General features: G+C 52.1%; 19 protein-coding genes. 1 reads left to right on the forward strand and 18 read right to left on the reverse strand.

Going from position 1 to position 25,082, the window contains the following annotated elements:
* Positions 1–103: 103 nt before the first annotated feature.
* The 6 genes from araA to AC0LWM_RS07800 form a co-directional block, all read right to left on the reverse strand.
* Complete coding sequence (araA, locus tag AC0LWM_RS07775; RefSeq protein ID WP_474674341.1) at positions 104–1,594, reverse strand: L-arabinose isomerase; 1,491 nt, start codon at positions 1,592–1,594, stop codon at positions 104–106.
* Between the two features lie 139 nt (positions 1,595–1,733).
* Complete coding sequence (arfA, locus tag AC0LWM_RS07780) at positions 1,734–3,248, reverse strand: arabinosylfuranosidase ArfA (RefSeq protein ID WP_474674342.1); 1,515 nt, start codon at positions 3,246–3,248, stop codon at positions 1,734–1,736.
* Between the two features lie 141 nt (positions 3,249–3,389).
* Positions 3,390–4,796, reverse strand: a complete 1,407-nt coding sequence (locus AC0LWM_RS07785; protein ID WP_474674343.1) for an ABC transporter substrate-binding protein — start codon at positions 4,794–4,796, stop codon at positions 3,390–3,392.
* Positions 4,797–4,915: 119 nt separating this feature from the next.
* Complete coding sequence (locus tag AC0LWM_RS07790; protein WP_474674344.1) at positions 4,916–6,499, reverse strand: helix-turn-helix domain-containing protein; 1,584 nt, start codon at positions 6,497–6,499, stop codon at positions 4,916–4,918.
* Positions 6,500–6,502: 3 nt separating this feature from the next.
* Positions 6,503–8,359: a sensor histidine kinase gene (locus AC0LWM_RS07795; RefSeq protein ID WP_474674345.1), complete on the reverse strand. Its 1,857-nt coding sequence runs from the start codon at positions 8,357–8,359 to the stop codon at positions 6,503–6,505.
* Between the two features lie 146 nt (positions 8,360–8,505).
* Entirely contained in the window at positions 8,506–10,455 is a 1,950-nt protein-coding gene (locus AC0LWM_RS07800; protein WP_474674346.1) for a glycoside hydrolase family 127 protein, read from the reverse strand.
* 162 nt (positions 10,456–10,617) lie between these two features.
* On the opposite strand from AC0LWM_RS07800, the gene AC0LWM_RS07805 reads away from it, so the two are divergent.
* Positions 10,618–11,511 (forward strand): helix-turn-helix domain-containing protein, encoded by an 894-nt coding sequence (locus AC0LWM_RS07805; RefSeq protein ID WP_474674347.1) that lies wholly within the window; start codon positions 10,618–10,620, stop codon positions 11,509–11,511.
* A 54-nt stretch (positions 11,512–11,565) separates the two neighbouring features.
* On the opposite strand, the gene AC0LWM_RS07810 is transcribed toward AC0LWM_RS07805, so the two are convergent.
* From AC0LWM_RS07810 to AC0LWM_RS07865, 12 genes are all read right to left on the reverse strand, one after another.
* On the reverse strand, positions 11,566–13,560 hold the full coding sequence (locus AC0LWM_RS07810; protein ID WP_474674348.1) for an endonuclease MutS2: 1,995 nt from the start codon (positions 13,558–13,560) through the stop codon (positions 11,566–11,568).
* Between the two features lie 476 nt (positions 13,561–14,036).
* Entirely contained in the window at positions 14,037–14,852 is an 816-nt protein-coding gene (locus tag AC0LWM_RS07815; RefSeq protein ID WP_474674349.1) for an MBL fold metallo-hydrolase, read from the reverse strand.
* 55 nt (positions 14,853–14,907) lie between these two features.
* Positions 14,908–15,585: a GNAT family N-acetyltransferase gene (locus tag AC0LWM_RS07820; RefSeq protein WP_474674350.1), complete on the reverse strand. Its 678-nt coding sequence runs from the start codon at positions 15,583–15,585 to the stop codon at positions 14,908–14,910.
* Positions 15,585–16,259 carry a GNAT family N-acetyltransferase gene (locus tag AC0LWM_RS07825; protein WP_474674351.1) on the reverse strand — a complete coding sequence of 225 codons (675 nt, stop codon included), beginning with the start codon at positions 16,257–16,259 and terminating at the stop codon, positions 15,585–15,587. The genes AC0LWM_RS07820 and AC0LWM_RS07825 overlap by 1 nt, the downstream gene beginning before the upstream one ends.
* Positions 16,260–16,293: 34 nt before the next feature.
* Positions 16,294–17,148, reverse strand: a complete 855-nt coding sequence (locus tag AC0LWM_RS07830; RefSeq protein WP_474674352.1) for a carbon-nitrogen hydrolase family protein — start codon at positions 17,146–17,148, stop codon at positions 16,294–16,296.
* 37 nt (positions 17,149–17,185) lie between these two features.
* Positions 17,186–18,553 (reverse strand): sensor histidine kinase, encoded by a 1,368-nt coding sequence (locus AC0LWM_RS07835; protein ID WP_474674353.1) that lies wholly within the window; start codon positions 18,551–18,553, stop codon positions 17,186–17,188.
* Between the two features lie 4 nt (positions 18,554–18,557).
* Positions 18,558–19,250, reverse strand: a complete 693-nt coding sequence (locus AC0LWM_RS07840) for a response regulator transcription factor (protein ID WP_474674354.1) — start codon at positions 19,248–19,250, stop codon at positions 18,558–18,560.
* A 109-nt stretch (positions 19,251–19,359) separates the two neighbouring features.
* Positions 19,360–19,866 (reverse strand): WGxxGxxG family protein, encoded by a 507-nt coding sequence (locus AC0LWM_RS07845; RefSeq protein WP_474674355.1) that lies wholly within the window; start codon positions 19,864–19,866, stop codon positions 19,360–19,362.
* 173 nt (positions 19,867–20,039) lie between these two features.
* Positions 20,040–20,327, reverse strand: coding sequence for a stage VI sporulation protein F (locus tag AC0LWM_RS07850; RefSeq protein ID WP_474674356.1), 288 nt, complete (start codon positions 20,325–20,327; stop codon positions 20,040–20,042).
* A 60-nt stretch (positions 20,328–20,387) separates the two neighbouring features.
* Positions 20,388–22,457, reverse strand: coding sequence for an ATP-dependent DNA helicase RecG (gene recG, locus AC0LWM_RS07855; protein ID WP_474674357.1), 2,070 nt, complete (start codon positions 22,455–22,457; stop codon positions 20,388–20,390).
* Positions 22,454–23,311: a DegV family protein gene (locus AC0LWM_RS07860; RefSeq protein WP_474674358.1), complete on the reverse strand. Its 858-nt coding sequence runs from the start codon at positions 23,309–23,311 to the stop codon at positions 22,454–22,456. The genes recG and AC0LWM_RS07860 overlap by 4 nt, the downstream gene beginning before the upstream one ends.
* A gap of 39 nt (positions 23,312–23,350) precedes the next feature.
* On the reverse strand, positions 23,351–25,072 hold the full coding sequence (locus tag AC0LWM_RS07865; RefSeq protein WP_474674359.1) for a DAK2 domain-containing protein: 1,722 nt from the start codon (positions 25,070–25,072) through the stop codon (positions 23,351–23,353).
* Positions 25,073–25,082 lie beyond the last annotated feature (10 nt).

The raw sequence follows: 25,082 nt of genomic DNA on the forward strand, positions 1-25,082 counted from the left end.
CATCCGGCCGTCGGCGGCTCGTCATTGTGATATTATAACATATCCGTTATCCGAGAGACCGCCCGTGCGCCGCACTCACCGCCTGTTGCAATCGCCCGCGGCTCTAGCGCAAACGCCACGCGATGTCGTTCCAGCGAAGCTCCTTGCGGAACGATTGCGGCTTCGTATCTTTGTCGATGACGACGCATTCGATGCCGGCCATTTCCGCCCAATCCACCAATTGCTCCGACGTCACCTCGTAGGAAAATACAGTATGGTGAGAGCCCCCGGCGAGAATCCACGCCTCCGCCGAATCGCCGAGCGACGGCTGCGGCTTCCACAGTACCCGTGCGACCGGCAGCTTCGGCATCGCATAGTCCGCTTTGACCGCCTCGACCTCATTCACGAGCAGACGGAACCGGCTGCCCATATCGATGATCGACGCGTTGACAGCCGAACCGCTGCAGCCGTCGAACACGAGGCGGGCCGGATCGGCTTTACCGCCGATGGACAGCGGATGCACCTCGAGCTTCGGCTTCGTCCCGGCAATCGTCGGGCAAACTTCCAGCATGTGCGCGCCAAGCACCATTTCGTTGCCGTGCTCCAAATGGTACGTATAATCTTCCATAAACGAAGTGCCCACGTTGCCCGCCATTATTTTCACGATCCGGACGAATGCGGCCGTCTTCCAATCGCCTTCGCCGCCGAAGCCGTACCCTTGCGCCATCAGCCGCTGAACCGCAAGCCCCGGCAGCTGCTTCATGCCGTGCAAATCTTCGAACGTCGTCGTGAACGCACCGAAGCCGCCCTCCGTCAGAAACGCCTTCAGCCCAAGCTCAATGCGCGCTTGCTCGCGGATTGCGTCGCGAACGGCGCCCGGTTGGCGTCCTTCCGGCGTCACATCGTACAGCTCGTCGTATTGCTCCATGAGCCGGTCCACTTCCGCTTCCGAAATCTCGTTCATCCGCGCGGCCAAGTCGCCGATGCCGTAGCCGTTGACCGACCAGCCGAAGCGAATTTGCGCTTCGACCTTATCGCCTTCGGTCACCGCCACCTGGCGCATGTTGTCGCCAAAACGCGCGACCTTCAGGCGGCGGCCTTCGACGAACGCGGCCGCCGTCCGCATCCAACCGCCGATCCGGCGGCGCACTTCGCCGTCTTCCCAATAACCGGCGATCACTTTGCGGGCAATGCCCAATCTTGCGCCGATATGGCCGTACTCGCGGTCGCCGTGCGCCGACTGATTCAAGTTCATGAAATCCATGTCGATGCTGTCCCATGGGATGTCCCGGTTAAACTGGGTGTGCAGATGCAGCAGCGGCTTGCGCAATTCCGACAGTCCGGCGATCCACATTTTGGCCGGCGAGAACGTATGCATCCAAGTGATCAGCCCATAACAACAATCGTCGGCATTCGCCTCGATGCAGAGCTTGCGGATTTCTTCGGGCGTCGTCAAAATCGGCTTGAACACCACTTTGCAGGAAATCGCCGGATCCAGATCGAGCTGTTCGGCAATCGTCCGCGAATGGGCAGCCACTTCCTCCAACGCTTCCGGACCGTACAAATGCTGGCTTCCGGCAACAAACCAAAACTGAAACGTTTTCATTTCGGCCATTACATCGCTCCTCCTCACTATTCAACAATGGACCAGATTCGCAAATGTACGTACATTTCTCATTAAAGAAATCGATTGATTTAAATTTATTCCATTTCATTCACGAAGTCAATAGATTTGTACGTACAATTACAACGAACTACACGCGCTTGGTTAGCCTGATGACATTCCAGGAAGCTTTCGGGAGATGGGCTAGCACGTAGCCGTCCCGCAGTTCCGCATCCCCGCCCGTGTGCGGTTTGACGGCTTCATGCCCGTTCCTGTTCACGGACTTGACGTCGTTGTTTTCCAGAACGATGTGCTCCAAGATGCGGTAACTCTCGAAGCTGCGCACGGCGCATTCGAGCATCAGCGCTTGCTCCAGATGACGGTTTACAGCGAAGATCGTCAAATCTTCATTCTCTTCGTTCCAAACGACGGCAGCATCCAAATACGGAACGTCCGTAAATTCGGCGCAATCGTAAACCGGCGTAGCGATGATCGGTCGCAAGGAGACGCCTCTTCCGTAGACCGAAGCGTGCATGTACGGATAAAATATCGTCTGCCTCCACGCCGCTCCGCCATTATCCGTCATAATCGGGGCGATTACATTCACAAGCTGGGCCAGACAAGCGATTTTCACACGGTCTGCGTGCTTCAGAAAGGTGATCAGCATTAGGCCGACAAGCAGGGCATCTTCAAAATTGTAGATGTCCTCAAGCTGAGGCGGCGCGATCGACCAAGGTTCGATGGCCCGATCCTGCTCGTTGGAGTGGTACCAAACGTTCCATTCATCGAAGCTCAGATTGATCTTTTTATTGCTGCGTTTCTTCGCTTTGACAAAGTCACACGTTGCGATGACCGTGTTGATGAATTGATCCATATCCATCGAATAAGCCAGGTAGCTTGCGGTATCGTTCCGGCGATTGCCGTAATATTGATGCAGGGAAATGTAATCGACCGCATCGTACGTATGCTCCAGCGTCGTCGCTTCCCACTGCGGAAAGGTCGGCATCCCGGAATACGAGCTGCCGCAAGCGACTAACTCGATCGTCGGGTCGATCAAGCGCATCGCCTTGGCCGTTTCCACAGCCAGCCTTCCGTACTCTTCCGCGGTTTTGTGGCCGATTTGCCAAGGGCCGTCCATTTCGTTGCCCAAGCACCACGTTTTAACCCGGTGCGGCTCGGCGTAACCGTGGGATTTGCGCCAATCGCTCCAATAGCTGCCGCCCGGATGGTTGCAATACTCGACCAAGTTTCGCGCTGCTTCGATGCCGCGCGTACCTAGATTGACCGCCATCATCACTTCGGAATGGACCGTTCTGGCCCAATCGATGAACTCATTCGTTCCGATTTCGTTCGTTTCGATCGTCCGCCAGGCCAGTTCCGTGCGGCGAGGACGCTGAGCGACCGGTCCGACCCCGTCCTCCCAATTGTATCCGGACACAAAGTTTCCTCCGGGATAACGGATGATCGGTACGTTCAATTGTTTGACGAGGTCGATCACGTCTTTACGGAATCCCCGATCGTCGGCAAGCGGATGACCCGGCTCGTAAATTCCGCCGTATACGGCCCTTCCCAAATGTTCAATAAAAGATCCGTAGATTCGTTTATCCACGATGGAGATTTGAAAAGCTTTATCCACGATCATTTTTGCTTTTAATGCGCTGGCCATCGTATGTATACCTTCCTTTACCGTTAGAATGGGCAGGCAAAAATCCCCTCCAGCAAGCAGCGTCAGGGTCCATGATAAAATGAACTCTTTTTTCACTGACTGCCGTTAGGGGATACTACACCCGTAAGCTTGAAGCGTTATTTATTTATCCGCGTATTTCCCTTGCAGCAGCGGCTGAACCTCTTTTTCCAACTCATCCAGCACGTCTTTGGCCGGTTTTTTGTTCGTCCAGATCATCTCCAGCGCCGGCGTCACTTTTGTACTGATTTCCGGCCAGTTTTTCAGGCTGGAAGTAGGCGATTTAACCGAATAGTTGAGCGCATAATCCATCGCCGCCGTCTTCCATTCCGGCGGATGGACGCCGCTTTTCGTCCATAGGTCGATGGACGCTTGATCGGTATAATATTTCGTTTCCACCGGCATCCACAGTCCGATTTTGTACAAATCGACCTGCTCCGGATTGTTGTGGTATTTGTAAAATTCCATCGCTTCCTTCGGATGTTTCGTGTTCGCGAATATGACGCTTGCGCCAGCGATATACGTCGTTTTGGGTTCCTTGAATTTGGGCAGTACGCCGATGCCGTAGTTCAGCTTCGCTTTGGAAATATCGAGCTGGGCCCATGTTCCGTCGAGAACCATCGCCACTTTGCGGGTTTGCAGGCGGACGTAGTTATCCGGCATGTTCTTTTGCTGAATCAAATCCGGCGCGACATGATATTTGAACAGCAAATCCTGCAGCGCTTGGAACACCTCGACCGATTCCGGGCTGTTCATTGTATATTTCGTCCCCGCTTCATCGGTAATTGCCGCGCCGTTGCTTGCCATCAGCGGTCCCCAAGTCGAACGATCCGCGCCGAAGGAGAAGCCGTATTGATCGATATTACTCGGATCAAAATCCGGATCGGCCGCCGTTTTTCCGTTTTTATCCTTCGTCAATTTTTTGGCGACTTCCAGGAATTGATCCCACGTCCATGCCTTTTCCGCTTCGGCCGGAGGCAGCTCGATACCCGCTTCGGTGAACAGATCCTTGTTATAATAAATGACCATGACCTCGGCTGCCGTCGCGTACCCGACAACTTTGCCCGGTTCGCTGTAATAGAAGGACGGCGCCAATCGATTTTGTAATTCCTCGGAATTGCCCACATAAGGCGTAAAGTCGAGCAGCTTGCCTTCCGAACCCCATTTCGACGCGAGTGAATCCGGCAAATAAGCGACGTCAGGAAGCTCATTGGATGCCATCAACGTATTGATTTTCGTGTTGTAATCCCCTGGAACGTGTTCCGAGGTAACTTGGATATTCGGATGGGAATCGTTAAACGATTTGACCATACCCTCAACCGCTTTTTTCTCTTCATTGCTGCCCCAGAACATAAATTTCAATTTTACGGTTTCTTTCGGATCGGCGGATTTGCCTCCGTCTGCCGATTCGGTGTCTTTCTTTCCATCAGCCTTGTTGCCGTCGCCGCTTCCATTCCCGCCGCCGCAGGCCGCCAGCGATAAAGTCAATAAAAGCGCCATAACAATGACCAGCCATTTTTTTGTGCTCATGAATTACGCTCCCCTCTTTTAGATAATCATTACACATTCATTATCATTGGAAGCGTTTTATCGGACAATTGAAAATGTCCACATGCTCTTTGTTTTGGTAAGAAGTTTTTTCGATCTATTTACAAAAACCGTTTGCGGTATTCGGTTGGCGTAATGCCGATATGTTTTTTAAACGCCATGCTAAAATAGTTCGTGTCCGTGAAGCCGACCTTGCTCGCGACATCCAATATTTTCAGCGAGGAATCGGCGAGCAGCTCCTTCGCCCGTTCGAAGCGAACCTGCGTGGAAAAATCGGCAAATGTTTCGCCTGTCGCTTGCTTGAACCGCGTACTGAGATATTTGGGGCTCATTTTCAAATAATCCGCCAAATTGACCAGGCTCAGATCCTCCGACAAATGCTCGCGAATCCATTCCTTCGCCTGCTCGATCATCCGGTGCGACGGAACCTCCTTCGATACGCGGATAGCCCGGCCGACTTCGGTGAAATAACTCGTCAGAAAACGAATCAGTTCATCGATCGTTCGGCAATTGTACAGATCGACGAGGGGGCTTACGTGCAGCAGCAGTTTGTTTTTCAACCCGACTTCCTTGATGAGACGCATGACGAACATCACGAGCTGAGACGCGACCAGCTTCACATCGCTCCAAGCCATTGTCCGCATATCCTCCGACCATTCCCGCAATATGTTCATCACGTTGGTATCGTTGCCCGCGCGCATTTCGCTAAGCATATACAACTCTTTGTCAAGCAAGCGATTGTTTTGCGATATCGTCACAGCCATCGAAGAATACGGGATAATTTGCCCACCGCCGACGATCGCTTTATATTCCATCGCCCACATCGCTTCTTGGTATGCATTGAATGCATGCTCCAAACCTTGTACCGGGTTGCTGACGCCGATGCTTACCGACAACTTCAAATATTGCGAAATGACGGAACGCAGCCGGATGGCGATATCCAGCAGCATGTTCTGCTCTTTGGCGCCGCCGACCAATAAAACGACCCTGCCCGGCGTTTCCCCGAGCGCATACGCCTGCTCGTACGATTCCAGCGCCTCCTCTGCAAGCTTGCGGTAAGCGTATTGATTCAATTGACGGTCCCTGGCGGTAACCCCTTCGTTCAGCGAGGCAAAGTCGTCGATATCGCAGATCAGCACGGCATAATGGCCGGCATGATCAAGATGGATGCCGCAGGATGCCAGCAATTCGATAATTTGCGCAAGCGGACGCCGCTGCTGAACGAGGTCAATCAGCCACTGCTCGTGGGCGGCTTTGCTGTAAGTATGAACTTGCCGCTGCAATTGATCGACATACTGATTGCGATCCCCTTGCTTCTTCGCCCGCTCATTCGCTTTGTATAGCGCTTTGTGCAGCTCGCCTTGCAGAACCGGCTTGAGCAAATAATCCGATGCCTGTAGTGTAATCGCTTCTTTCACCCACTGAAATTCGTCATATCCGGTTAAGAAGATGATTTGCGCATCCTCGCTAACGCTGCGTATCGATCTGGCTAATTCAACGCCGTTTATCTCCGGAATATTAATGTCAAGCAGCAAAATATCCGGCCGGTACACCTGATACATTTCCCACGCCGCTGTGCCGTCTTCGGCTTCGCCCACCACTTCGATGGCCAGCTCGCTCCACAAATCCGATTTTTTCAATCCTTCGCGAATATAGTGCTCGTCATCGACAATCATTGCCTTCATCGGTTACGCACCTCCAGAAGAGATTTTAGCCGTACTTTCGTTCTGCGGTTCATGGCTCTCAACAAGCGGAATCGTCACCGAAACCGTCGTATATTTGCCGACTTCGCTCGTCATTTCAATCCCATATTCCTTGCCGAAACGCAAGCATATCCGGTCATGGACATTTTTTAACCCGTAAATTTTACCCGGTCCTCCGCCTAATAAGGCATCTGCGATTTCTTGCAACCGTTCATCCGGAATCCCCGGTCCGTCATCGCTGACGCTGAATTTGAGCGTTTTCTCGGACAGTTCGCCTGACAGCATGATCATCCCCGGGCTTGACCTGCCTTTTAAACCGTGATAGATCGCATTTTCCACGAGGGGCTGCAGCAGCAGCTTAGGCATCAAATAGGATGCCATGATGTCATCCACTTCGCAAATCCATTCGAATTTATCTTTAAACCGGAACTGCTGTACCTTCACATAAGCGGAAACATGGTCCACCTCGTCTGCAACCGTGATCAGATCGTTTCCTCGGCTTAATGTAATTCGGAAAAATTTACCAAGCGCACCGATCACTTCGCTCATTTCGGGCTGTTGGTTGGAAACGGCATAACCGTTCAACGATTCAAGCGTATTGTACAAAAAATGCGGATTGATTTGAGCTTGCAGCACTTGAATTTCCGCCTCTTTCCGTTTGAGCAGAGCATCGAATATTTGATCGTTCAGCTCGCGATTTTCCTCCATCATCCGTATAAATTTTTCCCCGATCTGACTGACTTCATCGTTCGCTTTGAACTTAAAATTTTGTGACGATGGTACGAATTGATTGACGACCATCATCGAGCGCAGCTTACTGAGCGGGCGGCTGATCGAATTGCCGAACTGAAGCGCGAACAGCCAGCCGGCAATAAGCACGAACAAGAACATTTGAATCGTGATCTTGCCGATATTGTTGGCATCCTCGAACAACTTCGAGTCCTCGATCATCGCAATGATGCTCCAGCCGGTTCGTTCATTCATGACCGCTGCTCCAATATACTTTTTTCCTTCCCATTGAATTTCCTGTTTCGTTAAAGAGGCCGTGAACCGCCCATGGCGGAGCTTTTCCACGATTTCCTGTTCGCGATCGGGATCTTCCGACCGGGGCATATGGTACATCAGTTCGCCTTGCTCGTCCAATACGTATAATTGCGATTGGTCCGTCGGATTTAAAAATTGCAAACCTTTAAAAAAGGCATCCTTATCGATTTCCAGCATGACAAATCCGAGATCGTCATAATTGCCTTCCGTTTTTTTGAGCAGCTTGCCAACAACCATTCGTTGCGAATAAGCGCTTTCATTGTCATTGCCAAAAGGATCTTTGTTGATCCATAATATCGTATTATTGGCCAGCAACTGCCTGTAATAGCCTTTCGCCTTATCGAGACTCATGACATTTCGGGAACCGAACGTGATCGAGTCGGTGCCTCGAAAAAAATGTTTATTATCGCTGCCTTTATTTTTGTAAATTAAATACGATGTAATAAACGGCTTCGATTGCGTATAAACGTTCATCATTTTGGATATTTTATCGACGCTGCGGAGATAGGTGTAGTCATCCATTTTCGTATCGGCCAAAATGGCTTGCATCTCTTGATTTCCCAATATGACATTGGACAAATCGTTGACGTCTTTGATTGCTTGATCCATGTAGAGCTCGGCCATATGAAGCGAAGCAAGCGCATGTTCCTTGGCGCTGCTGCCGAATTTATCGGCTGCAATATTGTAAAATATGGTGCTTAATATGACCATCGGAATGACGACTAGCGAAGTGGTCAGCCAAAAAAATTTGCCGCGGATCGTTTTAATGCTTGTATACTCCCTAAACTTGCGGATCACAAAAGAGCACCTCCGGAACGTGTAAGCTGCCGATTCTTGTGATCTATCATACCACGAACGAGTATTCAGTAGTATTCATCCATAGGATTTAAGCGAATCCCCCGGAAGATGGATGCGCCAACCTCCGGGGGTTATTCGGATTTTGTTTATTCGTTGTGCTCATGCAGCCATACGAGCATTTCACCCGGCTCCCGGTTTGCCCAGGCGTAATAGGGGATTGCCCTTATTTGAACCGGGGTGCTGACGAACGGCTCGGTTGCGTACAAGCTTTCGTTGTCGTACGAAGCTTCGTCGGTACGCCAAGCGCCGCCGTCCAGAACAACGACGCCTTCGAGCAACCCTTCTTCATAATTCGCCTTAAAATCAGCGGAGCGTGAAACGCGCACGTCGCGCAAGTTGTCGCCGTTATCCGCTTCTTCCAGGCAATAGACGATCGGGCCGCGCTGCAATGCGAGCTTGCCGACATTTTCGCGCACCTTCGGGTTGGATCGCACCTTCTCCACGGCCATCGGCAAAGTCAGCTCAATCCGGTCGCCGTTTTGCCACACGCGTTTTACTTTGGCATAACCTTTGTTCACGCACGAAGACAAATCGACGGCTGCGCCATTCACCGTCAACGTTGCGCCGTTGCACCATCCAGGCAAACGCAGCACGACCGTGAATTCAACCGGTTGTTCCGCTGAAACCGTAAACGTGATATGACCATCCCACGGGTAGTTGGATTGCTGGGTTAATTCCACCTGTTGTCCGCCAATCGTTTGATGCGCTTTGCCGCCGATGTACAGATGGACGAACCATTCGTCATCGCGTTCGTTGTACGAATAAATGTATTGTCCGAGCGAAGCGATCAAACGGGCGATGTTCGGCGGACAGCACGCACAGCCAAACCATGACTGTCTAGTTCTCGCGACCGATCGCAAATCTTCGCGAATGTCGCAGGCGGACGGCCATACTTCCAGCGGGTTGACGTAAAAATAGCTTTTGCCGTCGAGCGATATGCCGCTTAATATCCCGTTGTACAACACGCGCTCCATCACATCGGCGTATTCCCGGTCCGCTTCGATTTGCAGCATGCGGCTCGCCCAGAACATCAGACTGATCGATGCGCACGTCTCCGTGTACGCCCGATCGTTCGGCAAATCATAGTCTACCGTGAACGATTCCCAATATTCGTTGGAGCCGACGCCCCCGGTGACGTACATTCGTTTGCGGGTAACGTTTTTCCATAGCTCCTTGCAAACTTCGAGCAATTCGCGATCATTGTATTCTTGGGCAATATCGGTTGCCCCGCTGAACAAATACAATGCGCGGACGGAATGGCCTTCGGCCGTCTTTTGCTGCCGTACCGGCAAATGCGCTTGAAAATAGTCCGCCTTCCTTCTGGCTACCCGATGTTCCGTTCGCTGCGATTCCTCGATATCGAAAAAATACGGCTCTTGTCCCCGCTCCTCGATAAAATAACGGCTTAGCTCCAAATAGCTGCGATTGCCGGTTGCACGGTACAGTCTGACCAGCGCCAGCTCGATTTCCGGATGCCCGTCGTAACCGCGGATTTGCCCGGACTTCGTTCCGAACACATCCGCCATATGATCGGCGTAACGACACATGACATCGAGAAACTTGCGTTTCCCCGTCGCTTCGAAATAGGAGACCGCCGCCTCGATCAAATGCCCTGCGCAATACAGTTCATGATCGTCGCGCAGATTCGTCCACTTTTTCCCGGGCTTCGCGACCGTAAAATACGTGTTCAAGTAGCCGTCCTTCTGCTGAGCCCGCTCCAGCAAGCCGATTACGCCGTCAACGATCGCTTCGAGCTTCTCGTCCCGCTTCATGGATAATGCATAGCCGGCAGCCTCCAGCCATTTGGCCAAATCGCTGTCCTGGAACACTTGCCCGTAATAGTCGGCCTTCAGCTCGCCGGCGGCGATGCGGAAATTTTCGACCGTGTGGCTCGGCTCCGCATCCGGGATCGCGTCGTTTAACGCATCCCACTGATACGGAATCACCGTTTCACGAACGAGCTGCTGCCGTTTCGCCCAAAAAGAATCGTCGATCGTCACGTTTCGTATCGGAATTGCATGCATTCGTTTTGTCATTGTGGTGTTCCTCCCTAAGTCCAATGGGTTGAATTTGACATTAATGATAGCATCGGTTTACCGGCTTTGTCGGTAGTCCAATAACAACATTAGGTGGACAAAACTGACTATCCAGATTATTGTGATCTTGTACGATACTTACGGCAAGGAAGTGATGACAGCATGAAAGTGTTGAAAACGAACGTTGCCGCGCCGCTCGAATTCGTTTCGGCGGGTCAATTCGTGACCGATGTTCCATGGACGCATTCCGAGCGAACGATCGACAGCTTCGAGCTTATCATCGGCGTAAAAGGAACGATATTCATCCAGCAGGACGAAGAAAAATTCGAGATTCAGCCTGGCGACATCTTGCTGCTGCTCCCGAACCGCGTTCATCGAGGATTTGCCGCAAGCGACAAGGGCAGCTCCTTTTATTGGCTTCATTTTCTTTGCCCCGATTCGGTTCATATCGCCGACGATCAACAAATCGGCGAAGAAGTTTTCATGCTGCAAACCAATCCCGAATCGCACCGGATCAATACGTCGATCTATATCCCAATATTTTCAACGCCGTCCAGTATCGAAAGGTTGAATATTGTATTCCATCAACTGCTTCACATCGCATATTCCGATTATTCGACCCGGTTAGCGGCCGGGTATATGGCTACTTCGCTTCTCATCGAGCTGTCCGAACAAACGATATCAAGCTTCCTTGCGGCGAACGTACAAAAAGAAACGGATAGCATCTTGGCGAACATTGTGGAATGGGTGCGCATCCATGCGACCAACCCGATCAGCGTATCGGCGCTTGCCGATAAGTTCAATTACAATAAAGATTATTTATCGCGGTTTTTCAAAAGGAAAACGGGGATGAATTTGCAAGCGTACATTCACGCCTTAAAGCTGTCGAAAGCGAAGGATTTGCTCGCGCATACGCGACAAAGCGTTAAAGAGATCGCCTACGCGGTAGGCATTGCGGATGAGAAATATTTTATGCGGCTGTTCAAAAAATACGAAAAAATAACGCCCACGGAGTTCCGCAAGGCGTATTATATGACACATATGAACAAGCAGTAGCATGTACAAACGGAATTGCAGGAAGAAAGCTTGCTCGTTTAAAAAAGTCGACGGTTATTCATCGGCTGGATGAACGATCGTGATGTCCTTCACGTATTTCCGGCTCATCAGCTTGCGCTTCTTGCGTACGTCCTTGGACTCGAACACGATGTCCATGTCGTAATCCTCGCCTGGATAAAGCTGTTTCCGCTCGATATATAGGGAGAGCCGTTTGATGTTGATGCGCACTTTTTCTTTCTGAATCAGAACAAGCGCATTTCCTCTAGCATCAGGAAGTTCCTGCAATATCCCCGTCCGCTTCAGCGAGCTGATCCAGACGCAATCGCCGACTTCGAGCCGCCGCGGACGTTCTTGACGCTCATTATCGGCTTCCGCGGCATTCGCGGATTGTTGGGGTGGCGCGGCTGCCGGCGGCTCTTCGACCTTCAGATCCGGCGAGCCTTCCATTTCCATCGGCATCTCCGAAACGCCTTCCCCCTTCTTCCGCGCCCCTTCAGCTGCAACTGTATCGGGAAGCTGAGCCCGCGAGGCTGCTGTAATTTGCTTCGAGCGCTCGATGATCGATTCCGGAATGCCCAGCTTCTTCGCGATATAAAACGCATAGCTGCTGCCCGCTTCCCCGATCGTCAGGCGATATAGCGGACGCAGAGTTTCCGTGTCGAACTCCATCCTTGCATTCCGGAAGCCTGTTGTCCGGGAGGCAAAATCCTTGATCTCGTTATAGTGTGTCGTCGCCACGACCGTCGAGCCGCGATCGTACAACTCCTCCAGCACCGCGATCGAAAGGCCGATGCCTTCGCCCGGATCCGTTCCGGTCGCCAGCTCGTCAAGCAGAACTAGCGTTGACGGACCGGCGAGGTCCAGAATGCGCTTGACGTTTGTAATGTGCGACGAAAACGTGCTGAGCGATTGCGCGAGGCTCTGCCCGTCGCCGATATCGGCAAGCACGTGGCGGTAGACGGCCAAAACGCTCCCTTCCTTTACAGGCACCAGCAGCCCGGACTGCGCCATCATCGTGAGAAGTCCGATCGTTTTGAGGCAAACCGTTTTTCCTCCCGTATTCGGTCCTGTAATGATCAGCGAGCGGTACCCGTGTCCGACCGTGCAATCCAGAGGCACCATCGCTGCACCGAGGAGAGGGTGCTTTGCCTGGACCAACCGGATATGTCCTTGTTCATTTAAGGCCACCTTGCGTCCGTTTATCGACCTTGCGTACTTCGCTTTAGCGAACAAAAAGTCGTAATGGCCGATCGTCTCGAGGTTGATCCCGATTTCATGGCTGTAGCGTTCCGTCAACTCGGTCAGCTCGCCGAGAATAATCGCCTCCTCCCGCGCCTCCTCCATCCGCTGCTCGGCTAATTCCGCCTGATGCGGCGCAATGTCGGCCGGTTCGATAAAAACCGTCTGCCCGCTCGACGATTCGTCAAGCACGCTGCCGTTCACTTGCTTGCGGTACTCCTTCTTGACCGCGAGCACGTACCGTTCGCCGCGCATGCTGACGATATGCTCTTGCAAATACGCCTTATACCGGCTCATGGCGCCGTCCAGCTTTTTCTTGATCCGCTCTTCGGCCACGACGATTTTTTTGCGGATTTTCGCAAGCTCCGAACTGGCCTGATCGGCGATTTTCCCGTGCTGGATACAGCGATCAAGCTCTTGCTTAAGCTCCTTCAGGTCATGCAGCGATGTCGCATAAGCGCTTACGCGCGGCGCGACCGTTTCCTTGCTCAACATATACCGCTTGAGCTGCCTCGTGCTTTCGATTAGCCTCGAGATCAGCATCAGGTCATGCTCCGACAGCATATATCCTTTGCCTAACATTTGAACGACTGGCTCGACGCCTTCGAGCGAAGGAATCGGCACGCTGGATCCGTGCTCAATCACTTTGACCGCCTCCTCCGCTTCGTCCAGCAAACGTTCGATAGCGCGCTTATCCACCGACGGCTCAAGCTGCTCGATCGCAGCTCTCCCCAGGTGAGACATCGCAAATCGATGTAAATGCTCTTTCATCGTTTCAAATTCCAACCGGTTCATCGTTTCCATCTTCACGCTTGGATTCCTCCTTCTTTTTCTTCATACAAAAAAGAGCAGATGCGAACGTAATCGTTCATCATCTGCCCTTATGGATGATCTCCTGCTCGCATGCGCGAGTCGCCGATCTTGCGGATACACTTATTCCGTGCATCCGCGGCTCTTAACCTTGCGTCAATATGGTCAGACCATCTCCTTAGAGACAGGCCGAACCTATCGAGCTTAGATTAAAAAAACCGTGCAGCAAGCGCACGGTTCCAGAGCCAGATCGGATCAGGTTCATTTGGCGTTTTGATTTACCGTTGTTCTTAACTAATTTCCGTTAACCGCTTGAAGTACATAAGAAAATAGAGGCACTGTACAGAGTACAAGCCAACTCTCACGCTTCCTTGCCGTTAACGATATGAAATTGATTTAGTTAAGAACAACCTCAGACATCAAAACTTCCCCTTTGTATTCGGATAACATTATGTTAGAACAATCGCCGTAAAATGTCAATCCCTGCATGAATCCGAGTCGAGAAGCAGCTTCATGCCCGTTTTTGCCAACAATACGCGATCCGGCAGGGCGTAATTCCGGGCTAAATCGATATCATGCGACAGATGCGTAAACACCGTTTGTTTCGGCCTCAGCTCCCCGATGAGTTCCAGCGCCTCCACCATGTCGTAAACGGAACGGGTATGCGCTTCATAAGGCTCGCGATAAAAATTCGTACCCAGTATGAGCAGATCGAGACCGTGCAGCGGCCGTTTCTCCTCTTCCGACAGCCGGATCGCATCGGAACAATAAGCCCAAGCTTGACCATCGCCGCCGTCGAATCGATAGGCATACGAATAGCCGTTTTTGCCATGGCAAACCTTCCACGGCGTAATCCGCCAGGTGCCGAAGGACATTCCGTCGTCGTTCGGGCGAAACGCGATATGGTTCGCAATCCATGGATAACGCTCTAGGCAAATGTCGATTACTTCTTGCGGCGCGTACGCTTGCCCTTGGCATTTTAACCAACGGCAAGCATCCGCCCATTCCGGCAAACCGCCGATGTGATCGTGATGGGCGTGGGTGATGATTATATGTGGAGCGAACCGAAGCTGCTGCATCTCCATTTGCTTCACCCAATCGGGACCGCAGTCGATGAACAGGCTGCCTTCCTCGCATCCGTCGATTCGGACGGATGATCGATATCTGCGGTTATTCCCGCTTGTACGAGCTTCCTCGCAGACGGAACAATCGCAGTATACCCGCGGCACGCCCATCGAATCGCCCGTTCCCATAAACGTTACCGTATGCAGCGTCTTTTGAGTCCCTTGCATCCCGCTCCCCCAATCCACTGCGATATCTGCGGAAAACTTATAAATTCTATTTTGGTTACAAAGGCAGCAAAGCGACCGTTGAACGCTGCTTTAACGCTTCTACCATATCGAGCCATTTCGCTGGCTTGTTCGGCAGTACCGAATAATACCTAGTCAAAAAGCTGACTACCAGCTCGCTCGACAGTTCGGCCGTCGTCTCGTCATAAGGAAGGAAACATAGATCCAATCCTTCCACCGCTACGCCATCATTGTCCCAGGACGGGTGAACATAAGGGAAATCGAGCTTGCGGTAGCCGATATGCGACAGTACCTCGCGCCGCACGTAAGGATTCATCGGCGTCACGCCGCCGAATTGGTGCTCGCCCACTTCGGAGCGGAACGGGTCATAAATTTCGGCGAACATGCCGAACAGCTGCTTGCCCGCTTTTTGAGCCATCGCTTGAAGATCCGCTTCCCGCTGCTTGAGCAAGAACCGGCCGATGCCGAGTCCCGAATGGCCGATAATCGTAAAGTCGGTCATGGCGACATTAAAATCTTCATAATAGCGATACTCCGTCGCGCCGACGACTTCGCCGTTCAGCACGGCGACATACACATGAATGGACGGATCTTCGAGCGGCTCCTTCCAAAGCGGGTAATCCAGTACCTCCTCCGGCGGGAAAATGGATCCCATCAACTTATGCATTTGGGCAAAATAAGGGCTATCAATATGACTGATTCTTATGTATTCCATCATTCAACACTCCTTTGAAAAGGATTTCGCCATTCCATTAATGCACCGAAATGGCAAGATTCTTCATCTTCTAAATAGTTTTCGACGACGCCCACCGGGGTACGTCCGCAGCGAAGCAAAAAAGTGATCACCGGATCTTTCCGAATGCCTGCCACAACCTCGCTCAAATATTGCTCCGCGGTCATCTCCGCCGAAACCCTGGAATATCCCGGCATTCTTCCGCCGCCCAGGAGCCTGCTCAGGCCGAGGTGTACGACGGTTTCATACATCGATTGCATGAGCCATTTGCCTAGTCCGTATTTGCGGTATGCCGGGGCGACACAGATATCGACGACATATAAAGTATCGCCGTTCGGATCGTGGCTTGCCTTTATGTAGCCTCGGTCGGTGACGGCTTCCCACGAATGATCGGAACGACCGTTATCGTAACGAACGAGTAAAGAGGTCATCGATCCGACGATACTCCCGTAGATTTCGACGCACAGGGCGCCTTCGGGAAACAATGTGATATGCTGGGTTAGCTGTTCCTTATTCCACCATAGCTCCGAAGGAAACGGGGGTGGAAAGCTCAGCTGTTGGACGCGAATCAACTGATCGAAGTCCGCCGCGCAATACCTGCGTATCGTCGCTAACGCCTGGCGTTCGCCGTCGTTTACGTAGAGCTGCTTGTACATGGCCTGCCCCCTGACACGAATGTTTATAGGCGGATTACCAGTCTGTGTACAAGTCTGTGCGGCGGTCGCGCCACGTCGTAACTGAACCGCTTTCGCGTACTTTGTACAATAACTGCAAATCCAGGTCGGCCGTGACGATCATATCGTCGTTAATGACCCCTTCGACTACGATGCCCGCAGGCGGAAACGGAATGTCGTTCGGCGAAATAACGGCCGCTTGACCGTAATTGGCTCGCATAAAATCAACCGTTCGCAAGCTTCCGACCGTTCCGGTCGTAACGATATACACTTGATTTTCAACCGCGCGGGCGTGACAGCAATAACGAACGCGGTGAAAGCCATGCCGGTCGTCCGTGCACGATGGGCAGAAGATGATGTCCGCGCCTTTCGCCTTAGCCATCCGGACGATTTCCGGAAATTCGATATCGTAGCAGGTCAGCATCGCGATCGTGCCTTTGTCAGTTTCGAACACTGTCAGACCGTCACCCTGCTTCATATTCCATTCCTTCACTTCGGTTGGCGTTATGTGAAGCTTCGGCTGCTCGGCAATCCGACCGTCGGGGTAAAACAAATGCGCCGTATTGTACAGCTTGCCTTCCCGTTCGATGACATGGGTGCCTCCGATAATATGTACATTCATTTGCTTCGCCAAGGACGAGAACAAGTCACGGTATCGCTGCGTAAAATCAGGCAGACGCTCGATCGGCAGCGCACGGCCTTGCTCGTCGCCGATCGACAGCAACTGGGTCGTCAAAAATTCGGGAAACAGTACAAAATCGACGTCGAATTCGGCTGCCGTTTTCATATAATGGGTGACCTGATCTGCGAATTGTTCGAAGCTTTGAATCGTTTGCAGCTCATATTGCACTGCGGAAACGCGAAGTTTCATGGTAATCCCCCTTCCATCCTTCTATTATAGGCTTTTTTCAAATCGAGTCCATATGCTTCTGCAAATGTACCGTCATCGTCGTTCCTTTATGCAGCTCGCTGAATACGGCGATGTCACCGTTGAGATGCCGGACGATGCTTTGGGCGATGGACAATCCGAGTCCGGCTCCGCCCGTTGACCGGTTACGCGCTTTATCCACGCGATGGAATCGCTCGAACAATAGCGGAATATGCTCGGGCGGAATTCCGATTCCCCGATCGATCACTTCGATCTTCACGTTGTTGCGTGATTCCTTGACGCGAACCGTAATTTCGATTTTACTGTATTTGATCGCATTGTCCAGTAAAATTATGACGACTTGTTTGATCTTTTCACGGTCGGAAGTCATTTCGATCGTTTCGGGGTCGGCCTGCACGTCAATACGCCGCTGGAACGTCTGCTCGAGCAGCACCGCCGTTTCGCGTACCGCCGAAACAAGCTCGAATCGCTCCGGCTTGATCCACTGCTCCTGCTCGGCACTAGCGAGCAGCAACAGCGATTGGGTTAGCTGCTTGAGCCGCATCGCTTCGGAGTAAATCGCTTCGACCGCCTCCTCGCGGATTTTGGCGTCTTTGCCGCCCCATCGTTTTAATATGCTGGCATAACTTTCGATGATCGTGAGCGGCGTTTTTAATTCATGTGAAGCATCGGCGACAAAATGTTTTTGCTGATAAAAATTGTGCTCCAGCCGTTCGATCATTTGGTTGAATGCGGTAACAAGCACGACCAGCTCGTCCCTCTTCGACTTCGATTCGAACTCGATTTTGCGGAAATCTCCGCTTTTTTGGATTTCCTTCATCGTAATAATAATTCGATGGATCGGCCGAACCAAATAGGAGGTATACATATATCCGCCGATGACCGACAGGATCAAACCTCCGACACTTGTAATCGTTAAGGCGAATATTAATATTTTTAAATAATTTTGCAGCAGACTCAGCCGATGGCCGATTTCGAGCATCCCGATTTGCTTGCTGTTTTTCATGATCGGCATTTGGACGTAGACAAGCCATTCCGTTCCCGAGGAGATCAGGTCGGAGTGAAAACGATCGTAATAAATGACCGCCTTCTGACCGACAATCTCGTCATTGTAGGCTTCGTGAACCACTTTCCCGCTTGGGCTGACAATCCGGATCAATTCGTTTCCGCGCAAGTATTGGTTCAGCTGATCGGGCCTAGTTTTCCATAGCTCGACGTAAAGAAGCCGCTCATCCTCCAACAATTCGTTGGCACGGGAGATCAGCAGCTGCACTTCGGATTCGCTCGTAATTTTAATGAAGATCATGTAGACGAAAATATTAAACAAAATGAGAATCAATACAAGCCACGTAACGGAGAATAAGATCAGTTTGTGCTTTAAGCTCATCACTTTACATCTCCGGTTCCTTCAAAATATAACCGACGCCGCGGCTTGTATGAATGAGCTTACGTTTGCGGCCGCTATCGATTTTTTGACGCAGATATCGAATATATACGTCGATCACATTGGTATCGCCGATGAACTCGTACCCCCACACATCGGATAAAATCTGTTCACGCGAATTCACATTGTTTTTGTTCTTGGCCAAATAATTAAGCAGATCGAACTCTTTGGGCGTCAGCTCGATCGCCGTTCCGTCGCGCTGCACCTCTCGGGACGCCTCATTGATCTCAAGATCGTCGATGCGTATAACGGAACTCGAATCTTGATCCTTTTGCTGGAAAATGCGGAGCAAGTTACGAATCCGAGCGAGCAATTCCTCAATCGCAAAAGGTTTTGTGACATAATCGTTAGCTCCGTGCTCGAACCCGCTTACTTTATCGGGTACCGTGTCACGAGCGGTAAGAAGAATAACGGGAATATCTTGATTGCTTTGGCGGATTCTGCGCAGCACCTCGATTCCGTTCAGCTTGGGCAGCATGATATCGAGCAGAACGATATCCCATTGCTGTTCCATTGCAAGCTCGAGTCCTTCGCGTCCATCCTTGGCCCAGCCAACCGTGTAGCCTTCGTGCTCAAGCTCCAGCTGCAGCACCCGTGCGATCTTTGCCTCATCCTCGATGATTAAAATGCGTTCGCTCACGTTAACGTATCTCCCGGTTCGCCCGATTTTCTTGCATCCGATTGCCGCGTAACGCTAGTATGCCCCACATCCTTGACGGATATGGGGCATTTCCCGCAATTAACGACGATTATCTGGCATCATCGGTTTCCCGGTTTCTGCCGCGCATGCCGAACAGACCGAACAAGCCAAGCAGTCCAAGCCAGCCCCAACCCCATCTGTTGCCGGTTGTCGTTGTTGTGTCCGTTGTACGGTAAGCCGTGGAACGGTACGTCGGATTTACGGAATACGGCCTCATTGTCGTGCCTGTCGTACCGGTTGTACCGTAAGTGCCTGTTGTGCCTGTTGTGCCGTAAGTGCCGGTTGTGCCCGTAGTACCGTACGTACTGGACGGAGTAGGTGAATAAGAAGTGCCGGAAGTCCCTTGGTACGTACGAGTGCCCATGGGTCCATATGTTCCGTCCGTGTAACCGGAATATGGACGAAGACCGCTAGGCGGGCTGTACTGGCTTTGATCGTAGGTTGTAGCACTCGGCGTCGTCGTACTTGGTGTCGTCGTAGCGGTCGTGGCCGAAGCTGCGGAACCAAACGACAAAGTAAGCGCAAGAGCACAAGCGGCGGACGTTAATTTCTTCATAACGAACTCCTCTCAGTTGCTTTTTTATGTTGCGCTACTATCGTTCGCTGTTTTGGGCGTCTTTATGAAGGTAATGTTTCTCCCGCTTTCCATGGGCCTAATCGGAATCCTTATATAGGAGCTCGCGCGCAAAAAACCCGTTAGGCCAACGCCTAACGGGTTCTTGCCGAATATTATCGGAACATATTCCATAGCTTAATCAGATGAAACGTATTGTTCGGGTCAATTTTCAGCGCAATGACAAATTGGACGATATTTTCCTCCATTTGATCCGATAACCGTTCGTTCAATACTTTGGACATTTGGCCGATGAGCCGTTTTACTTTCAACCGGTCCTGCAAGTCGTATTTCGTTACGCCATGAAGGATCATCTTGACTTGCTCTTTAGTTGCCGGATTTTTCAGCTTGAATTTCACTCGTTCAACAAGATCTGGGCTTATTCCGTATTGTTGATATGACATTCGGCACCCCCAAAACGAATCATCCTCTAATATATGCCCTGGGGGTCGTCCCGTTTCACTTCAATCCCATAAATCGCCTTGAAAAATTTGCTCTCGCTGCAAAAATTGACGGAGCGGCAAGTACGCAGCCGCCGTCCAAAAATCCTCCTGCGCCACAAGCTCGGCCGTATCGTCTCTTGCCTGTTCGAGTACGGCAAAATCGCTTACCATATCGGCTAGCCGGAACTCGGGCATCCCGCTTTGCTTCGTGCCGAAGAAGTCGCCCGGACCGCGCAGCTCCAAGTCTCGCCGCGCAACTTCGAAACCGTCGTTCGTCTCGGTCATGACGCGCATACGCTCTTGCCCTACCTCGGATTTCGGATCGGCGATCAGGATGCAGAACGATTGATGTTCGCCCCGGCCGACGCGCCCCCGCAGCTGATGAAGCTGGGATAAGCCGAACCGGTCGGCATCGGAGACGATCATCAGCGTGGCATTCGGCACGTCTACGCCGACCTCGATGACGGTCGTCGAAACGAGCACCGGAATTTGATTGTCGCCGAATAAGCGCATGACGGCATCCTTCTCCTGCGGTGTCTGCCGCCCATGCAGCAAGCCGATCGTAAATTGCGGCAAAGCTTGCTGCAATTGAATGTGCATATCGATCGCATTTTGCACATCCAGCTTTTCCGATTCTTCGATCAACGGGCAGATGACATAAGCTTGACGGCCTTTGACAGCTTCCTTGCGAATAAATTCGATCACTCGGGGCAGCATGTCCTGCTTTACCCAATACGTCTTGATCGGCATACGCCCTTTGGGCATTTCGCGCAGCGTCGACACGTCCATATCGCCGAACGCGGTTATCGCGAGCGTTCGCGGAATCGGCGTAGCCGTCATCGTCAACACGTCGGGATTCATCCCTTTGCGCCGCAATATGCCGCGCTGCGCCACGCCGAAGCGATGCTGCTCGTCGGTTACGACAAGTCCAAGATTGCGGAAGTATACATCCTCTTGAATAAGAGCGTGAGTACCGACGACAATGTCAATGAGTCCCATCTGCAGCGAAGCGAGCAGATCCCGGCGCTTCCGCTCCGTTAGACTGCCGGTCAGCAATGCTACCTCGATGCCGTATGGGGCGAATAATCGCTGCAGCGACCTGACATGCTGTTCCGCCAATATTTCGGTCGGTACCATGAGCGCCCCCTGAGCCCCCGCTTTCACTACGGAAAACAACGCCGCGGCGGCAACGACCGTCTTGCCGGAGCCTACGTCGCCTTGCAGCAGCCGATTCATGCTATACGGCTCCTTCAGATCATGAAGAATTTCGCCGATGACCTTTTTCTGGGAGTCGGTTAACGTAAACGGCAGCTCACGTACGAACGTGCGAGTCGCCTCGGAGTCAATCGAGTGAGCAATACCGTCCATCCGGCTGCGCGTCAATGCTCGGAACGCTTGAAGCTTTAACTGGAATAGGAACAGTTCCTCGTACACCATACGGCGTCTCGCCCTTTGGCCTTCATCCGTATCGGCCGGCATATGGATGAGGCGGATCGCTTGCTTGCGCGGCAACAGGTTATACTTGTCCATTAACGTGTCAGGCAAGTTTTCTTCGATCATCTCTCCATACTGCGCAAGCGCTTGAACGATCGTTTTGCGCAGCCAATTTTGCGTGATCGGACCGCCGACCGAATAAACAGGCTGCAGCGTTCCGGACCGACCGGCTCCTTTGTCAGGAAACTCCGAGTCGGACACCGTCAGCTGCAGCCGTCGTTGCTCCCATTTGCCGGTAATGACGATTTCGCGTCCGGCGACGAGCTGCTCCTTCAAGTAATGGCGGTTAAACCATGTCGCCGTCACGAATAATGAGCCGATGAGCACCTTGCAGGATAACCGGGACTTGGCCCGCCCATACATCTGCATAAGCGGTTCGCCGTATATTTTTCCGAGCACCGTTATTTTTTCTCCGTCCTTCGCCTCAGTCAAATCCCGGAGCCGATAATCTTCATATCGGAACGGATAATATTCGATTAATGATTCAACCGTCGTAATGCCAAGAGCTTGCAAATCCGTTGCTTTCTGGGGGCTGACGCCGCGAACCTGACGCACGGGGATTTGCGCCAAGCCGGCACCTGAAGGTAGCTTGCTCATGTCTCGCTTGGTCTCATGAATACCGCGGTTGTGCCTGCGCCGACATGCGCGCCGATCACCGGGCCGATCTCCATATACGACATGGATACCACTTCAAAATGACTGCGAATCAGCTCACTCAGCTCATCCGCTCCCGAAAGCGAATTTGCGTGTCCTATCGTAGCGTGTACCGGCTTGCCGTCAAATTCCTGCTTCAGCATTTCGAGAATGCGTCCTAGAGCTTTCTTATGCCCGCGTACCTTGTCTACCGAAGCAACTTCCCCGTCGTTGTCGATGGACAGGATCGGCTTGATGTTCAATAGCGAACCAATCAGCGCGGCCGCCTTGCCGATTCTTCCGCCCTTCTGCAAATACTCAAGCGTATCGACCAGAAAATAGATTCGCATCGTTTCGCGAATATGTCCGATTTCAGCCAATATTTCCGCTTTCGATTTGCCTTGCTGCGCCATCTTGGCCGCTTCGACGACCATCGCGCCAATACCGTACGAAGCGGACTTGGAATCGATGACGGTGACGTCGATCTTATCCTCCAGCAGCGATTTGGCGAGCATCGCCGATTGATATGTTCCGCTTAATGCCGAAGATAAATGGATCGATAGGATCTCCGTTTCGGGTTCTGCGCCGATTTGCTGATAAAGCTCCATAAATTCCGCCGGCGAAGGCTGCGACGTCGTGGGCAATGCATTTGCCGCAGCCAGCTTCTCGTAGAACTCGCTAACTTGAATCGTTACGGAGTCCAAATAGGCATCATGACCGAAATGCACTTTGAGCGGTACCATACCGATCCCGTATTGTTCCCGCACATCTTGAGGGATATCGGCCGTGCTATCCGTTACGATTTTCACTTTGCCCATACCGCATACCTCCCTTTCAAATGTCCATCGTCTTGTTGGTTACTCGACTGCGAATAAATAATAGTATAATGGTTGGCCGCCTTGGTGCACATCCAGGTCGGCATGAGAGAACTTATCCTCTGCATAGCGGGACAGCTGTTCCAACTGCTCCTCTTGAACATCCTCGCCGCTAATGATAGTGATGATTTCGTCTTCGTCCGAAACGAGCCGATCCAGCAGCGCTTCGCTCGTCTCCTGCAGGCTAGGCGTGCTGACGACGATTTTACCGTCCATGATGCCGATATAATCGCCTTCTTTGATCTCTACGCCTTCGATCGATGTATCACGTACCGCATAGGTGACCTGGCCGGATTTAACCCGCGAAACCGCACGCTGCATCGCCGCTTCGTTATTCTCGATCGACTCGTGCGGCTGGAAAGCGAGTGCGGCGGATAGCCCTTGCGGAATCGTCTTGGACCGGATGACGGTAACGCCTCGTTCGGTCAATTCCTTGGCCTGCTCGGCTGCCATGATAATATTCGAATTGTTCGGAAAAACAAATAGATGCTGCGCCTGAATGGATTCGATCGCCTTCACGAAATCCTCGGTGCTCGGATTCATCGTCTGCCCGCCGGTCAACACGACTTGAACGCCAAGGCTTTTGAATATTTTCGAGATGCCTTCGCCCATGGAAACGGCAATCATGCCATAGGCCGACTTGAATTTCGGTTCAGCTTCCGCCGGGGCAACACGTGTCTCTGCGTGTCCGCCGACAAGCTGCTCCTTCGCACTCTCCGCCTCCTCAGCCAGCAGATCGCGATGCTGCTCCCGCATATTCAAAATATGAATTTGCGTCAGTTCCCCGTATTCGAGAGCCAAATTAAAAACGCGGCCCGGCGCCTTCGAGTGGACATGAACTTTTATGATATCGTCGGCGATGATCAGGATCGAGTCTCCGTCTTTCGCCAGTTCGTCGCGAAACTTGATCTCATTAAATGGTTTGGCGCCCTGTGCCGCGGGATTGATAAAAAACTCCATATCGTAAGGATATTCAATATTTTCGGTGGAGAGCTGCGCTTGAGCGCTTTTGGGGACGAATGCAACCGCCGGCGTCTCCGTCGGAGCAACCAATGACGCTTGCGGCGTCTTTGTCTCCGCGGAGGTTTGCTCCTGCAAAGCTTTGACAAAGCCTTCATAGACATAGACGAGCCCTTGGCCGCCGGAATCGACAACGCCTACCTGTTTCAGCACCGGCAACAAGTCCGGTGTGCGGGCAAGCGCATCCTTCGCTTTGCTGCAAACGCCCTCCATCAATTCGGTAATATCTCCATCTCGCCGCGCATGCGCGACCGCATATTTGGCCGCTTCCTTCGCAACCGTCAGAATCGTTCCTTCGATCGGCTTGACGACTGCTTTGTATGCGGTATCCACGCCATGCTGAAGCGCTGCCGCAAATTGTACGGCATTCGCCTCATCGATCCCCGCTACCGACTTGGCAAAACCGCGGAACAATTGCGACATGATAACGCCGGAATTGCCGCGTGCGCCCATGAGCAATCCCTTCGACAATATTTCGGCCGATTTGCCGAGTTGCGGAGAAGATTTCACCTTTAATTCCCCCGCGCCCGCCGTAATCGTCATGTTCATATTCGTCCCGGTGTCCCCGTCCGGTACCGGAAAGACGTTGAGCGCATTCACATGGTCAACGTGATCGTGCAACATTGCCGCGCCATGGAGTACCATTGATGTAAAATCCGTGCCGTTTATAAAGCGCTTTCTCAAAACTACATTC

It is taken from the genome of Paenibacillus sp. sgz302148 (genome assembly GCF_056120465.1).

Coding starts and splice junctions, on each gene's coding strand:
- araA (WP_474674341.1), bottom strand. CDS start 1,594: ATGGCCGAAATGAAAACGTTTCAGTTTTGGTTTGTTGCCGGAAGCCAG.
- arfA (WP_474674342.1), bottom strand. CDS start 3,248: ATGGCCAGCGCATTAAAAGCAAAAATGATCGTGGATAAAGCTTTTCAA.
- AC0LWM_RS07785 (WP_474674343.1), bottom strand. CDS start 4,796: ATGAGCACAAAAAAATGGCTGGTCATTGTTATGGCGCTTTTATTGACT.
- AC0LWM_RS07790 (WP_474674344.1), bottom strand. CDS start 6,499: ATGAAGGCAATGATTGTCGATGACGAGCACTATATTCGCGAAGGATTG.
- AC0LWM_RS07800 (WP_474674346.1), bottom strand. CDS start 10,455: ATGACAAAACGAATGCATGCAATTCCGATACGAAACGTGACGATCGAC.
- AC0LWM_RS07805 (WP_474674347.1), top strand. CDS start 10,618: ATGAAAGTGTTGAAAACGAACGTTGCCGCGCCGCTCGAATTCGTTTCG.
- AC0LWM_RS07815 (WP_474674349.1), bottom strand. CDS start 14,852: ATGCAAGGGACTCAAAAGACGCTGCATACGGTAACGTTTATGGGAACG.
- AC0LWM_RS07820 (WP_474674350.1), bottom strand. CDS start 15,585: ATGGAATACATAAGAATCAGTCATATTGATAGCCCTTATTTTGCCCAA.
- AC0LWM_RS07825 (WP_474674351.1), bottom strand. CDS start 16,259: ATGTACAAGCAGCTCTACGTAAACGACGGCGAACGCCAGGCGTTAGCG.
- AC0LWM_RS07830 (WP_474674352.1), bottom strand. CDS start 17,148: ATGAAACTTCGCGTTTCCGCAGTGCAATATGAGCTGCAAACGATTCAA.
- AC0LWM_RS07835 (WP_474674353.1), bottom strand. CDS start 18,553: ATGAGCTTAAAGCACAAACTGATCTTATTCTCCGTTACGTGGCTTGTA.
- AC0LWM_RS07845 (WP_474674355.1), bottom strand. CDS start 19,866: ATGAAGAAATTAACGTCCGCCGCTTGTGCTCTTGCGCTTACTTTGTCG.
- AC0LWM_RS07850 (WP_474674356.1), bottom strand. CDS start 20,327: ATGTCATATCAACAATACGGAATAAGCCCAGATCTTGTTGAACGAGTG.
- recG (WP_474674357.1), bottom strand. CDS start 22,457: ATGAGCAAGCTACCTTCAGGTGCCGGCTTGGCGCAAATCCCCGTGCGT.
- AC0LWM_RS07860 (WP_474674358.1), bottom strand. CDS start 23,311: ATGGGCAAAGTGAAAATCGTAACGGATAGCACGGCCGATATCCCTCAA.